The organism is Ensifer sp. R1-3 (assembly GCF_056739175.1).
In genome coordinates this window covers 1,802,552-1,816,027 of record NZ_CP096515.1, presented here as the reverse complement: position 1 = coordinate 1,816,027, position 13,476 = coordinate 1,802,552, and the positions used below count along the sequence as shown (strand labels likewise).

Sequence of the window (13,476 nt, the reverse complement as noted above, 5' to 3'; positions counted from 1 at the left end):
ACGGCAGCGGTTTAGAAAAACTATATGAAAGATCTGAATTCGGTTCACCTGAACGGATTGCGCGCGGCCGAAGCGGTCGGCCGCCTCGGCTCGCTCGCCGCTGCGGCGGAGGAGCTCGGCGTCACCGCCGGCGCAGTCAGCCAGCAGATCGCCAAGACCGAGGCGCAACTCGGTCGTACGCTCTTCGAGCGCTCGCCGCGGGGGCTTGTGGTTTCGGATAGCGGGCGCGCGCTACTGACGCGATTGTCGAGCGCCTTCAGGGAACTCGCCGAGGCAGTCGCGCAGGCACGCCGCCGTGACGAATCGGTATTGACGGTGTCGGTCGCGCCGGTCTTTGCGGCGCGCTGGCTCGTCTACCGGCTGGACCGCTTCGCCGAGCATCATCCGGATATCCGGCTGAGGATCGACGCGACCACGACGCTCGCCGATCTGGAGACCTCCGATGTCGATCTCGGCATCCGCGTCGGGGCTGGACGCTGGCCCGGCGTGCGATCGGAACTGCTGCTCGAGCAGGAGGTCTTCCCGGTCTGCTCGCCGGCACTGGCCGCCGGACTTCGTGAGCCCGCGGACATGTTGAAACTGCCGGCGGTGATCGATGCGCATGCGATGTTTTCCTGGGAGCTATGGCTGAAGACTGCCGGCCTCTCCGGGGCGGCTATGACGGTGCGCCACACCTTCAACGACGCTTCCCTGGCGCTCGATGCGGCGATTGCCGGCCAGGGGGTGATGCTTGCCTGGCAGACGCTTGCCGGCTACGCGCTGCTGAGGGGGTCTCTGGTGGCGCCTTTCGGCATTCGCGCCAAGACCGGCTTCGGGCACTACTTCGTCACCTCCGTCTCACGCCGCGAAAGCAAGGGCGCAGCCGCCTTCAAGCGCTGGGTACGCGAGGAGGTCGAGGAAGGAATGCGGCAGCTCGCGGCTATGGCGGGATGAGGAGACCTTTGCTCTCCGGCCATGTGCCTTATTCCGGCTCCTTCAGCCGTTCCTCCATCATTGCCTTGAAGGCGGGGCGGGATTGGCAGCGCGCCAGCCAGGCCTTGACCTGAGGGTGCCTTTCGAAGAGGTCCGTCTGGCTCATCGTGTAGCGGAAAACCTCCGCGAGATTGAGGTCCGCGACGGTAAAGCGGTCACCCACCACGTAGTCGTGTTCGGCGAGGTGCGTTTCGAGTACGGCAAAGGCTTTTTCAAGGGAGCGGGCGCAGGCCGCGATCTCCGCCCGTCCTTCCGGCGTGTCCTCGATCCCGTTGTCATGGGCGAGTACGATCTTGACCGCATGCGGCTCGACCTCGGTCGCCGCCCACATCGTCCAGTTGCCGATCTGCCCTTCCTCCCGGATATCGGACGGTGCCAGCGGTCCGCCATGTTTGCGGGCGAGATAAATATTGTTGGCCAGCGACTCGGTCAGCACCAACCCGTCATCCTCGATCGCGGGTATGAGGCCCATCGGGTTTATGGCGAGGAAGCCCGGCGACTTCGTATTGAGGGGGGCATCCGCGGCCAGCGGATCGGCGACCCGGCGCGCCTGGACAACCGGCACCGACCGGAAGGGCAGACCGAGTTCCCCCGCCATCCAGTAGTTGCGCGACGCGCGCGAACGGTAAACTCCATAGATCGTCAGCATTCCTGCCGTCCTCCGATTGTACGTTCAGTTCCTTACAGCGCTGCGCGCCCGATAGGACGCGCAAAGGTCGCTGGAACTCCTGCATGGTTATGCAGTAGGCCATCGCCGTCCTCGGCAGAAGCCGTCGGCAATGATAGGTCGCATGAATTCTTTTGATGCGAAGTGGTTCTGCGCAACCTTTAGACGATTTTTCGCTGTGGAGTTTAGGGAAGCATAACCTCTTTTCGCTAAACCTGCGCGAGCGCCGCTCCTTCGGAGGTTTCGCTTGGCAAGAAAAACGTCCCGCAGCATCCGATATGCCGACCTGAACGCGGACGACAATGCGGAGACGCGTCGGCTGATCGATGCCGGCAGCCGCCTTGCCGAGGAGGTCGCGCGTCTCTTTCCGCCCGAGCCCGACATGGCCGACCGCCACTACTGGCTCGAAGCGATGATCAACCACGTTCCCGATTATATCTATGCGAAGGATACGGCGGGACGCTTCCTGATCGCCAACGAGGTGACGGTTGCCGACAACGGCCTCGAAAGCCTGCGCGACCTCGTCGGCAAGACCGATTTCGATCTGCACCCGCACGAGTTCGCCCAGGCCGTCGCCGATACCGAGCGACGCGTGTTGGAAACCGGCGAACCGATCTTCGGCATCGAGGAACGCGCCATCGTGACCAAGGACCGCGATCGCTGGCTGATGACCTCGAAAGTGCCCTTGCGCAGCAAGAGCGGGAGGATCATCGGTATCGTCGGCATCTCGCGCGATATCAGCGATCGCAAGGCCGCGGAGCGCCTGCTCGAAGGTCAGGCCCGGCTGCTGGAAATGATCGCCAACGGCAAGCCCCTTGGCGAGTTCTTCCACGAGCTGGTGCTGCTGATCGAAGCGCTGCTGCCCGGGATCAAGGGCTCCATCCTGCTCCTTTCGGAGGATGGCCGGCATCTCCTGCACGGCGCTGCCCCCAGCCTCGACGCGGGCTTTTGCGCTGCCATCCATGGCCTCGAGATCGGCCCTGCGGCCGGCTCCTGCGGAACGGCCGCCTGGTGCGGCGAACAGGTGATCGTTTCCGACGTCTTCGCCGACCCGCTCTGGGAGGAATACGCGCCTCTCCTGAGGCCTTCCGGCCTCCGTTCCTGCTGGTCCACGCCCATCCTGTCGCGCGAGCGAAAGGTGCTCGGGACATTCGCGCTCTATGCGCAGGAGGTCGGAACGCCGAGCGAGCAGCAGCAGGAACTGATTGCCATGGCCGCTCATCTCGCCGGAATAGCAATCGAGCGCAAGCGGGCGGAGGACCGCATCGGTTTCATGGCCCATCACGATGCCTTGACGGGGCTGCCGAACCGCGTGCTTTTCGAGGAGCAGGTCGCCGGCATGCTCGAGGAGATCCGCGAGCGGGATCAATGGGCCGTGCTCGCCTTTCTCGACCTCGACGATTTCAAACTGATCAATGACAGCCTTGGGCACGCCACCGGTGATGAGCTCCTGAAGATCGTAGCCGGGCGCATGCGGGCCGCCGTCCGGAGATCCGATTCCGTCGTGCGCGTCGGCGGCGACGAGTTCATCATCCTCCTGAACGGCCTGCCGAAGGAGCGGGACGTCGTGCTGTCGCGGCTGGAGGATATCCGCACTGCAATCGCCATGCCGGTGCAGTTGCAGGGCCGCTCTCTGCAGGTGAGCTGCAGCATGGGCGTGGCCTGCTTCCCCAACCAGGGCAAGACGGCGGGCGAACTGCTCGCCAATGCCGACATGGCCATGTACCGCGCCAAGGAGCTCGGCCGCAACAACATCCAGGTCTTCACCGAGGAGATGGCCGCCAGAGCCCATGAAAAACTCCAGTCGCAAGAGGAGCTTCGCGAGGCGCTTGCGCGGGAGGAATTCCTGCTGCATTTCCAGCCGCAGATGAGCCTCGAGACCGGCCGCATCTTCGCTGCGGAGGCGCTGTTGCGCTGGCAGCACCCGGTGCGCGGCATCATCTCGCCTGCGGCATTCATCCCGCTCGCCGAGGAAACCGGTCTGATCGTGCCGATCGGAGATTGGGTCCTGCGCACCGCCTGCCGCCAGTTGAAGGCCTGGCAGGACGCCGGCCTGCCGCCGCTGATCGTCAGCGTCAATGTTTCCGCGCGGCAGTTCCGCGAGCGCAACTGGGCAGCGCGTGTGGCGGCGGTTTTGGAGGAAACCTGCCTCGAGCCCCGTTACCTCGAACTCGAGCTCACCGAAAGTCTGATCATGCAGGACGTGCCGGGAGCGATCGCCACAATGCATGCGCTGGAGGCGATCGGCGTGCACCTTGCGATCGACGATTTCGGGACAGGCTATTCGAGCCTCAGCGCGCTCAAGCGCTTCCCGGTGCGCCGGCTGAAGATCGATCGGTCCTTCGTGACGGACATTCCGCACGATGCCGACGACATGGCGATTACTTCCGCGATCATCTCGCTTGCGCAGAAGCTCGGTCTGCGCGTCATTGCCGAGGGTGTCGAGACGGAGGCCCAGGTCGAGTTTCTGCAAAAGAGCGGCTGCGACGAGATCCAGGGCTACTTCTTCAGCCAGCCCTTGCCGGGCGAGGATTTCGAAGCGCTGCTTTCCTCTGAGCGGCGGTGATGTTCGCGAGCGGCCGTAAATGCAATCTGGTGCCACAGGGGAGCGGTTTCCGCTTGCGTCCCGTTCCGACTTGCCGATAACCATTCGAGACGGCTTCGCAACGATTCACTTTCGAAGCACCTTGATCCGGCCCTCGGAATGGAGCACGTGGACTCTTTCCGTGCAGCACAACGCGTTAGAGTTAGATGTCATCACTGCCAGCTTTGTCCCGACGTCAGTTCCTCCGCACATCCGGGTTGGCAATCGCCTCCGCCGGACTTGCGGGTTGCACCTCTTCGATGAATACGGACCGCTTCCGCGAGCAAACGATGCCGGTCTACCGCAATCCCGCGCTCGAAAGCCGCTGGACCGGCCCCCCGGGCGGGATCTTCGAGGGACCGGTGGGCGAGGGGCCGATCGGCTTGCCGCCGCAGGATGCCTATTACGCGGAGATCTACGCGGCGCGGGAGGATGGCGGCTTTCTGATCCCGGAGGTGCCCTTCAGACAGATCGATCCGCGCTTCTATCGCCAGGAAGTCGGCGATCCCTTCGGTGAGGCCCCTGGCACGATCGTCGTCGATACGGCCGACCGCTATCTCTACCTCGTGCAGCCGGGCGGGCGCGCGATGCGCTATGGCGTCGGGTTAGGCCGCGAAGGCTTCGCCTGGTCGGGCCGCGGCCTGATCCAGTGGAAGCAGAAATGGCCGAAGTGGACGCCGCCGAACGAAATGATCGCCCGGCAGCCGGTGCTGGCGAAATATTCCGCTGATAATGGCGGCATGCCGCCGGGGCTCGACAATCCGCTCGGCTCGCGCGCGCTCTACATCTTCCAGAACGGCCAGGACACGCTGTATCGCGTCCACGGGACGCCCGAATGGCAATCGATCGGCAAGGCGGTTTCTTCCGGTTGCGTCCGCATGGTCAATCAGGACGTGATCGATCTTTACGATCGCGTGCGCAACAAGGCGCCGATCCTCGTCATCTGACGCCGGACGGAAAACCGTTACGCACTTTTCCTGCAGGTGCTCTTGTCAGCTTTCGTGTCGACTACCGGCAAGCCGCTGCGTCAGCCGGTGCAGCGCGTCGCGCAACTCGCCGACCTCCTCCAGGCTGCAGCCTGATGCACTGCCGATGTCGCGCAGAATACCGAAGGCTTCGGCCTTCAGCTCCCGGCCGCCATCCGTCAGGCTGACGATCACCTGCCGCTCGTCCGCCGCATCGCGTACACGGCGGACATAGCCGGCTGCTTCCAGCCGCTTGAGCAGAGGCGAAAGGGTGCCTGAATCGAGGCCCAGCTCTTCGCCGATTCGTTTCACCGTCATGCGGTCCTGCTGCCAGAGAGTGAGCAGCACGAGATATTGCGGATAGGTCAGCCCGAAGCGGTCGAGCAACGGCTTGTAGGCGCGATTGAAGGCATGCGCCGCCGAGTAGACGGCGAAACAGAGCTGGCGTCCGAGCGCCAGCGCCTCATCGGAATCCGCGTCGAATTTTGCCGCTTTCCTCGTCATGATGTCATTGTCGCAAATTCACGCCGGCAAAGCAATTTGCAAAATTAATTTGCGCGCTATTTAATCTTGCGATATATAAATCCGGCAACCACAAGGAAGGAGACTGTCATGCCCATCCTCTATCGCACTACCGCGTCCGCGACCGGCGGCCGCGCCGGCCAGGCCAAGAGCAAGGACGGCGTTCTCGACGTGACGCTGACCGTTCCGAAGGAACTCGGAGGCGACGGCGCGCGCGGCACCAATCCCGAGCAACTCTTTGCCGCCGGTTATTCTGCCTGCTTCCTCGGTGCACTGAAATTCGTCGCCGGCAAGGAGAAGGTAAAGCTTGCGGAAGACACGACGGTGACGGGCACGGTCGGCATCGGACCCCGCGACGACGGCACAGGCTTCTTTATCGACGCGGCGCTGGAAATCTCGTCACCCGGCGTCGAAAAGGCCGTGCTGGAAGACCTCGTCCAGAAGGCGCATATCGTTTGCCCCTATAGCCATGCGACCAGGGGCAATGTCGACGTTAAGCTGACGGTGGCCTGATCGGACCGTTGCAGATGACCGAAGCCCGTAACTCCGGGCTTCGGCTTGCCCCGGCAGTTCCGCCGCAAGCAAGTGTCGGGGATCGATCGGGACGCATCACGCCTTCTTCAGAAACTCGGTACGCAGCACCAGGCCCTTGATTTTTTCGACCCGGCATTCGACCTCGTCCGGATCGTCCGTCAGGCGGATGCCCTTGACCAACGTGCCGCGCTTCAGCGTGGCGGACGTTCCCTTTACCTTCAGATCCTTGATCAGGATGACATTGTCGCCGTCCTTGAGAACGGCGCCATTCGAATCCTTGACGTCCATGGCCGACCCTACCGCTTCAGGCTGCCGAGAATGCCGCGCACAAGGGCTCGTCCCACCTGGGTCGCAACCGTTCGTGCCACCGACTTCATCGCAGCTTCCATGATGGTCTCCCGTTTGTAGCCGGAGGATCGCGGCCGGCCCTGTTTGCCGGAGGGCGCTTCGGCCGCGTCGTCGCCGAAGCCGGGCAGGGTCCAGCGGCTGCCGCCGGAAGTATCCTCGGCCGGTTTTTCTTCAGCCTGCCGGGCAGCCTCCGCCTGTTCCGCTGCCTTGGCCGCACGTTTCGCAAGCATCTCGTAGGCTGAGTCGCGGTCGAAGTCCTCGTCGTAGAGACCGCGCACCGGGCTCACGTCCACCACCTTCTGCCGCTCCGCATCTGTGAGCGGGCCCAGGCGCGACGCAGGCGGCCGGACCAGGGTTCTCTCGACGATCGACGGCGATCCCTTGCCCTCGAGCGTCGAGACCAGAGCCTCGCCGGTGCCAAGATTGGTGATCACGTCGGCACAATTGAAGTCGGGGTTCGGGCGGAATGTGTCGGCAGCCGTCTTGACGGCCTTTTGTTCGCGCGGGGAATAGGCGCGCAGCGCGTGCTGGATGCGGTTGCCGAGCTGTGCGAGGACCGCCTCCGGTACGTCCAGCGGGTTCTGCGTGACGAAATAGACGCCGACGCCCTTAGAGCGGATCAGGCGGACGACCTGTTCGACACGCTCGACGAGAACCTTCGGCGCATCGTTGAAGAGCAGATGTGCCTCGTCGAAGAAGAACACCAGCTTCGGCTTGTCGGGATCGCCGACTTCGGGCAGCTCTTCGAACAGCTCGGACAAGAGCCACAGCAGGAAGGTCGCGTAGAGACGCGGGTTCATCATCAGCTTGTCGGCGGCAAGCACCGAAATCGCGCCGCGCCCGTCATTGGTGGTCCGCATGATGTCGGTGATCTTCAGCGCCGGCTCGCCGAAGAAATGCTCCGCACCCTGCTGTTCCAGGATCAGGAGTTCGCGCTGGATCGAGCCGACGGAGGCCTTGGAAATGAAGCCGAACTGATTGGAAAGCTCGCTCGCATTCTCGCCCATGTAATTGAGCAGCGCCTGCAGGTCCTTGAGGTCGAGCAGCGGCAGGCCGCCCTCGTCGGCGATCTTGAAAGCGATGTTCAACACGCCTTCCTGCGCGTCCGTCGCATTCATCAGCCGAGACAGAAGCAGCGGGCCCATTTCGGAGATGGTGGTGCGGACCCTGTGGCCCTTCTCGCCATAGAGATCCCAGAAGATCACCGGGAATTCCTGGAAATCGTATGGGTCGAGGCCGATCTGTTCGGCGCGCTTCAGCAGGAAGTCCTTGGGCTCGCCCATCGCGCCGATACCGGAGAGGTCGCCCTTGACGTCCGCACAGAAGACCGGAACCCCGGCGTTGGAGAAACCCTCGGCGAGTATCTGCAGCGTGACGGTCTTGCCGGTCCCCGTGGCGCCGGTGATCAGCCCGTGGCGATTGCCGAACTTCAGCTCCAGATATTCGCCTTTGTTGATCGAATCGTCCGGCTTGCGGCTGGTTCCGATATAGATCTTGCCTTCCTGCAGCATGGGGGCTTCATCTCCGTATTGTCAATTTTATCAATGAAAGCGGGTATTTCCCGCATGTCGCACAAAGTCGGTCATCGAAACATAGCGTGGATCTGTTATAGGCGGTGCGTTTGTTCCCGGCAACATGATTGCGGACGGGAACAAGGCCGGTTTGCCATCTGGCGAGCTCCGTGAAACGATGCTGCGGAGGTGGCGGATATGGTATTCGGGGTTCGTTTCGATGCCCTTGTCATCCCGGCATCGTTCATTTACCTTGACGTTAACGTCAAAATTCGATTGAGGAGATTTCCATGAGTGAACTGGTCACGCGCGTGGCGGAAAATGTCGGAATCGAGACCGCAACGGCGGAAAAGGCAGTCGGGATGATCCTCGGCTTCCTGCAGCGTGAGGCCGCCGAAGGCCCGGTCGCCCAGATGATCGAGGCGATCCCCGGTGCGCCCGAACTGGTCGCCCAGTACAATGGCGAGGGCAGCAATGGTGGCGGCCTTCTTGGCGGCCTGATGTCCGCGATCGGCGGCGGCGGCGGCGTCATGGCGCTCGGGCAGCAATTGATGAGCCAGGGTCTCGGCATGGGAGAGATCACGGCGCTCGCCAAAGAGACGATCGCATTTGCCAAGGAGAAGGCGGGCGACGAAGTCGTCGACGAGGTGGTCGCCTCCGTTCCGGGCCTCAGCCAGTTCGTTTGACGGCACCGCGATCAATGCCCCCTCTGGCCGGCCGGCCAGAGGGGCGGCCGGAATGCCTTCCCCTCACGCATCCCATTCGGGAGCAAGACCCTGCGGATTGACGATCCGCCCGTTCGGGCGGGCAAGCTCGCGGACTGCCGCCATCTCCTCCCGCGTCAGCGCGAAGTCGAATATCGCGAAATTCTCCTTGAGCCGCGCCTCCGTCGCCGTCTTCGAAAGCACGATCACGTCCTGCTGTTGCACGAGCCAGCGCAGCGCCACTTGCGCCGCCGTCTTGCCGTGGCGGCCGCCGATTTCCGTGAGTAGCGGGTCGGCAGGCACTTTGCCGTTGGCCATGGCATAGTAGGACGTGAGCGACATTCCGAGCCGCCGCGCCGTCTGGAGGACCTTGGTCTGGTCGAGATAGGGGTGATACTCGACTTGATTCGTGGCGATCGGCGCATCGCTGAGACGCGCCGCCTCTTCCATTTGCGTGGTGTTGAAATTGCTGATGCCGATATGGCGTACCTTGCCGGCATTCCGCACCTCGTTCAGCGCGCCGATCCGTTCGGCCATCGGCACGTCGCTCCCCGGCCAGTGCAGAAGCAGCAGATCGACATGGTCGGTCCTCAGCTTTCTCAGGCTCTCATCGACCGAGGCGATGAAGGCGTCGTGGCGATAGTTGTCGACCCAGACCTTCGTGGTCAGGAAGACGTCCGCCCGTGGAATGCCGGACTTTTGGATGGCCTCGCCGACTTCCGCCTCGTTGCCGTAGATCTGTGCGGTGTCGACGTGGCGGAAACCGAGCTTCAGGGCCTGCGGCAGGATGCGAAGCACCTCCGCTCCGGACATACGGAATGTGCCGAAGCCGAGCGCGGGAATATTGGCGCCGTTGGAACTGACTGCATGCATTGAGAACTCCTTCGCTGCGAGCGCCCGGCGGGGCCGAGGCGCGATCTCCTATACTTGTCCTCGCAAGGCGCGCCTTCAAGCTTGTCCGGAAAACAGGGCCGCGCCTGTCCGAGCCGGCGGAAACCGCGCGCAGTTTTCCTCATCCCGCTCTAAGGCCTGTTGAGATTCATCTGGAGTCTAAGACGGTTGCTGCGAGATGGATGATGGCGCTTCTCTCGCCCTGTGCTTGTCACAGAGATCCAGCGGCGCCGCGTCGGCGGCGCGGGAAGAGGTCTTTCAGCCCAAGGACTTGGTCTGGCTGGATCCCTGTGACGAGCACAGGGATGAGGAGACCAAACAAGCCGCGGCAGGAAATCCAGATCTCAACAGGCCTTAGATCACGATGTTTTTAGGTCGGGTCGACCTAAAAACATGAACGTGATCGATTCCAATAGCGAAAACCGCACACACTTTTCCTCATCCCGCTCTAGAGATTTCTTGTCGCCACGATGAAAAGCCGAGGGAAACGCAGGAGCACGCGCCCATTTTTCATCGCCGGATAGGCCTTCCTGATCTTTTCGGCATAGGCGGCAAGGTAGCCGGCGCGTTGGGTGGTGGGCAGCGCGTCGAGATAGGGGCGTAATCCCGTGCCCTTCACCCATTCGACAATCGCGTTCGCATTCGCGAGCTGGTGATAGTAAACGGTGTGCCAGACATCGACCCGGACCTCCTTCGAGGCGAGCCTTTCGACATAGGTCGCCGGTGAAGGCAGGGACCTGCGCCGAATGGTGCGGCCGGCGAAGGCCGGGGCGAAGGCGGACTCCTCTGCCGTTTCCTCCATCAGAAGATGCGTCGGTTCATCGAGATTGTCGGGCATCTGCACCGCGAGCGTTCCGCCGGGCGCAAGCGCCAGGATGAGCCGCTCGAAAAGCGTGACGTGCTCCGGCAGCCACTGGAAGACCGCATTGGCGAAGAAGAGCGCGCTTTCCGCCGGCGGCGTCCAGGCAGCGAGGTCGCCTCTTTCGAAGCGCAGGTCCGGCAAGCGGGTGCGCGCGGCCGAAAGCATGTCATCGTCGCTGTCGATGCCGGTAAGCGGGCTGCCCGGAAATCGTGCGAGGATCAACTCGGTCGAATTTCCCGGGCCGCAGCCGAGGTCGAAGGCGGGGCCAGCGGGCAGATCGGGTACCTGCGCCAGCAAGTCGCGCGCCGGACGCGTCCGCTCGTCCTCGAACTTGGCATATTGCGCTGCCGACCAGGACATGGGCGTGGCTCCTTCATATGCCGAATTGCAAGCTTTCGAGCGAGGGGAGGATCAGCGAAGGACCATGGTCCTTGTATTCATCCGGCCCGTCGGCTCTGTTGATCCAGACCGTGCGAAAACCGAATTTCGTGGCGCCGGCGATATCCCACCGGTTCGAGGACTGGAACGAGACCGCCTGGGGGTAGAGCCGGTAGCTCGTCGTCACCAGATCGTAGACAGCCGGTGCCGTCTTGAACGCCTTGACGGCATCCACCGAGAAAACGTCGTCGATGATGATATCAAGGGCGGCGTTCTTGACGGCCGAGGCCAACATGGCCGGCGAACCGTTGGAAAGAATGGCGATACGGGCGCCGAGTTCCTTCAATCCCTTGAGGACCGCGGGAACTTCCGGATAACAGTCGAGCGCCCAATAGGCATCGAGAAGAGGCTTTTTGAGCTTGGGATCGGCGGAGGGGAAGCGCTGAAAGGCGTAGTCGAGCGATTGCTCGGTCAATTCCCAGAAGTCGACATAGGCGCCCATCAGCGAGCGCACCCAGGAATATTCGAGCTGCTTGGCGCGCCAGAGTTCCGAAAAGGCCTGGCCGTCCGGCCCGATCGCCTCGGCGTGCCGGCGTACGGCCGCATGCACGTCGAAAAGCGTGCCATAGGCGTCGAAGACATAGGCCGCGTAAGACATTGAGTTCTCCCGTCTATCCACCGTCCGGGCGGTGCGCCGGAGGTTTTCACCATATCGCGCGCGTGGCCGCCGGGCAGGGGCTTGTGGCATTGCGTCGGAGACGCTGTGCCTCAGCATTCTTTTGCGTGCATCATGTCAAAACTTTGTGCGCCGCACAATGTCTTCGTCGCTCGCCTTCGTTCAATCTTTCCAAACCTTTGCCGGGAAACGCAGCGCCTGTTTCGCAAGTTTGCCCTTGAGCCCGAGAGCCGCGTCGAAAAGGCCGAGCACGTGCCGGTTCGGCTTCGCCTCCGGGCGCAGCGCGTGAAGCGCTGCCGCAGCCTCCTCCGGTCCCATATAGCGCGCCAGAACGCCGAGGGTCAGCGCCGTCGAGCGCCCGATGCCCCTGAGGCAGTGGATCAGCAAATGTGCCTCTTCGGGCAGGCTGTCGATGAAGGCGAACGTCGCCTCGATCGCCGCCGGACGCGCAGCATCCGGGGCATCCGGGTCGATGGTGTCGCCGAAGCGGAGTTCCAGGTGCCGCTCCGGCGGCAGGTCGATCATCGAAAGCAGACGCGTCGCGGGCGCTCGGATCGAGACGAGATGCGTCGGCGCCCATAGCGCGCGATTGTGCCGCGCCTCGGTTTGCGAGCTCACGATGAGGCGCACCGGCCAATCGTTCGGATGCGCCGGATTCGTGCCGAGAACGGGCCGATAGCAGGCGTTCTCGATAGCCTGAACCGCAAGAGCCATGACGTGCCTCCTGATTCGTCTCGGGTTGCCGGCAGAATAGCAGCGCCGGCCCGCGACCGGAATCCGGGTCAGAACCGCGTGATGACACTGATGCCGAGGTCCGTCGCCCGGTCCATCGCAGCCAGTGCCGGCGCCGCCTCTTCGAGCGATATCTCACGGCCGATCAACGCCTTCGGGTTCAGCTTCCCGGCGGTGATCATCGCCAGCATGGCATCGTAACGCCAGGCCTGCATTCCGTGGCTTCCATAGATCTCGAGCTCATGGCCGATCACCTGCGCCATCGGGATCTGCGGCGTCGCTTGCTCCGCCAGCATAAGTCCGACCTGGACGTGCCGGCCGCGGCGGCGCAGATTTTTGATCGAGTTGAAGCAGGTAACGGGCGAGCCGAGCGCATCGAGCGAGACGTGGGCGCCACCTCGGGTGAGTTCCCTGACAGCTCCCGCGACGTCCTCCGTCTCGCGGCCGTTGATGGTGGCGACCGCCCCGAGCGTCCGGGCGAAGGCGAGCTTCTCCTCCGAGATGTCGATGGCGATTGGATTGGCTCCGAGTGCGGCGGCGATCATGATTGCCGAGAGGCCAACACCGCCGCAGCCGTGCACTGCCACCCACTCGCCGCCCTTGACGCGGGCCTGGTCGACGACCGCACGGAAAGAGGTTGCGAAGCGGCAGCCGAGGCTCGCCGCCGTTGCGAAATCCATGGTCTCGGGCAGATGCACGAGGTTCTGCTCGGCAAAGTCGATCGTCACATATTCCGCGAACGAGCCCCAGTGGGTGAAACCCGGTTGAAACTGCGCTTCGCAGACCTGGCTATTGCCGGAGCTGCATTCGAAGCAGCGGCCGCAACCGGAAACGAAGGGTACCGTCACCCGGTCGCCGATCCTGTAGCGGAGGACCCCGCGCCCGGTGGCCGCGATCGTGCCCGCCAGTTCGTGGCCCGGCACATGCGGAAGACGAATGTCCGGGTCGTGCCCCATCCAGCCGTGCCAGTCGCTGCGGCAAAGGCCGGTCGCCTCGATCTTGATGACGACCCCGTTCTCGGTCGGCGCCGGATCGGGAAGCGTCCGGATCTCCGGCATCTTCTCGAAGGCATCGTAGTACATCGCTTTCATCGGCGATCTCTCCCTTTGGGCGTTTTCATCATTCTGACA

At 63.2% G+C, this 13,476-nt stretch carries 14 protein-coding genes; 5 read left to right on the top strand and 9 right to left on the bottom strand.

Going from position 1 to position 13,476, the window contains the following annotated elements; translation table 11 throughout:
• The first annotated feature begins 24 nt into the window (after positions 1 to 24).
• Entirely contained in the window at positions 25 to 933 is a 909-nt protein-coding gene (locus M1D43_RS08795) for a LysR substrate-binding domain-containing protein (RefSeq protein WP_027990686.1), read from the top strand.
• Between the two features lie 28 nt (positions 934 to 961).
• Here M1D43_RS08795 and M1D43_RS08790 read toward each other — a convergent pair whose 3' ends face one another.
• Positions 962 to 1,621, bottom strand: a complete 660-nt coding sequence (locus tag M1D43_RS08790; RefSeq protein WP_127638527.1) for a glutathione S-transferase family protein — start codon at positions 1,619 to 1,621, stop codon at positions 962 to 964.
• Between the two features lie 265 nt (positions 1,622 to 1,886).
• On the opposite strand from M1D43_RS08790, the gene M1D43_RS08785 reads away from it, so the two are divergent.
• Positions 1,887 to 4,205 carry an EAL domain-containing protein gene (locus M1D43_RS08785; protein ID WP_153314701.1) on the top strand — a complete coding sequence of 773 codons (2,319 nt, stop codon included), beginning with the start codon at positions 1,887 to 1,889 and terminating at the stop codon, positions 4,203 to 4,205.
• 185 nt (positions 4,206 to 4,390) lie between these two features.
• Positions 4,391 to 5,170, top strand: a complete 780-nt coding sequence (locus tag M1D43_RS08780) for a L,D-transpeptidase family protein (RefSeq protein ID WP_014529109.1) — start codon at positions 4,391 to 4,393, stop codon at positions 5,168 to 5,170.
• Positions 5,171 to 5,215: 45 nt separating this feature from the next.
• Here M1D43_RS08780 and M1D43_RS08775 read toward each other — a convergent pair whose 3' ends face one another.
• On the bottom strand, positions 5,216 to 5,692 hold the full coding sequence (locus M1D43_RS08775; protein WP_010968953.1) for a MarR family winged helix-turn-helix transcriptional regulator: 477 nt from the start codon (positions 5,690 to 5,692) through the stop codon (positions 5,216 to 5,218).
• A gap of 108 nt (positions 5,693 to 5,800) precedes the next feature.
• On the opposite strand from M1D43_RS08775, the gene M1D43_RS08770 reads away from it, so the two are divergent.
• The gene (locus M1D43_RS08770) at positions 5,801 to 6,223 is read left to right on the top strand and encodes an organic hydroperoxide resistance protein (RefSeq protein ID WP_010968954.1); all 423 of its coding nucleotides are present in this window, start codon (positions 5,801 to 5,803) and stop codon (positions 6,221 to 6,223) included.
• A 96-nt stretch (positions 6,224 to 6,319) separates the two neighbouring features.
• Here M1D43_RS08770 and M1D43_RS08765 read toward each other — a convergent pair whose 3' ends face one another.
• Both M1D43_RS08765 and M1D43_RS08760 read right to left on the bottom strand, forming a co-directional pair.
• Positions 6,320 to 6,532: an alkylphosphonate utilization protein gene (locus M1D43_RS08765; RefSeq protein ID WP_010968955.1), complete on the bottom strand. Its 213-nt coding sequence runs from the start codon at positions 6,530 to 6,532 to the stop codon at positions 6,320 to 6,322.
• An 8-nt stretch (positions 6,533 to 6,540) separates the two neighbouring features.
• Positions 6,541 to 8,103 carry a helicase HerA-like C-terminal domain-containing protein gene (locus M1D43_RS08760; protein WP_153314699.1) on the bottom strand — a complete coding sequence of 521 codons (1,563 nt, stop codon included), beginning with the start codon at positions 8,101 to 8,103 and terminating at the stop codon, positions 6,541 to 6,543.
• Positions 8,104 to 8,393: 290 nt separating this feature from the next.
• Here M1D43_RS08760 and M1D43_RS08755 point away from each other — a divergent pair, with 290 nt between their 5' ends.
• Complete coding sequence (locus M1D43_RS08755) at positions 8,394 to 8,789, top strand: hypothetical protein (RefSeq protein WP_003536701.1); 396 nt, start codon at positions 8,394 to 8,396, stop codon at positions 8,787 to 8,789.
• 63 nt (positions 8,790 to 8,852) lie between these two features.
• Here M1D43_RS08755 and M1D43_RS08750 read toward each other — a convergent pair whose 3' ends face one another.
• From M1D43_RS08750 to M1D43_RS08730, 5 genes are all read right to left on the bottom strand, one after another.
• Positions 8,853 to 9,680 carry an aldo/keto reductase gene (locus tag M1D43_RS08750; RefSeq protein WP_010968957.1) on the bottom strand — a complete coding sequence of 276 codons (828 nt, stop codon included), beginning with the start codon at positions 9,678 to 9,680 and terminating at the stop codon, positions 8,853 to 8,855.
• Positions 9,681 to 10,146: 466 nt separating this feature from the next.
• Positions 10,147 to 10,920, bottom strand: coding sequence for a trans-aconitate 2-methyltransferase (gene tam / locus M1D43_RS08745; RefSeq protein WP_003537253.1), 774 nt, complete (start codon positions 10,918 to 10,920; stop codon positions 10,147 to 10,149).
• Between the two features lie 13 nt (positions 10,921 to 10,933).
• Positions 10,934 to 11,596, bottom strand: coding sequence for a haloacid dehalogenase type II (locus M1D43_RS08740; protein WP_003537251.1), 663 nt, complete (start codon positions 11,594 to 11,596; stop codon positions 10,934 to 10,936).
• A gap of 180 nt (positions 11,597 to 11,776) precedes the next feature.
• A complete protein-coding gene (locus M1D43_RS08735; RefSeq protein WP_153314697.1) occupies positions 11,777 to 12,328 on the bottom strand; it encodes a phosphatase in 552 nt (183 codons plus the stop codon).
• Positions 12,329 to 12,396: 68 nt separating this feature from the next.
• A complete protein-coding gene (locus M1D43_RS08730; protein WP_015007322.1) occupies positions 12,397 to 13,437 on the bottom strand; it encodes a zinc-dependent alcohol dehydrogenase family protein in 1,041 nt (346 codons plus the stop codon).
• Between the last annotated feature and the right edge of the window lie 39 nt (positions 13,438 to 13,476).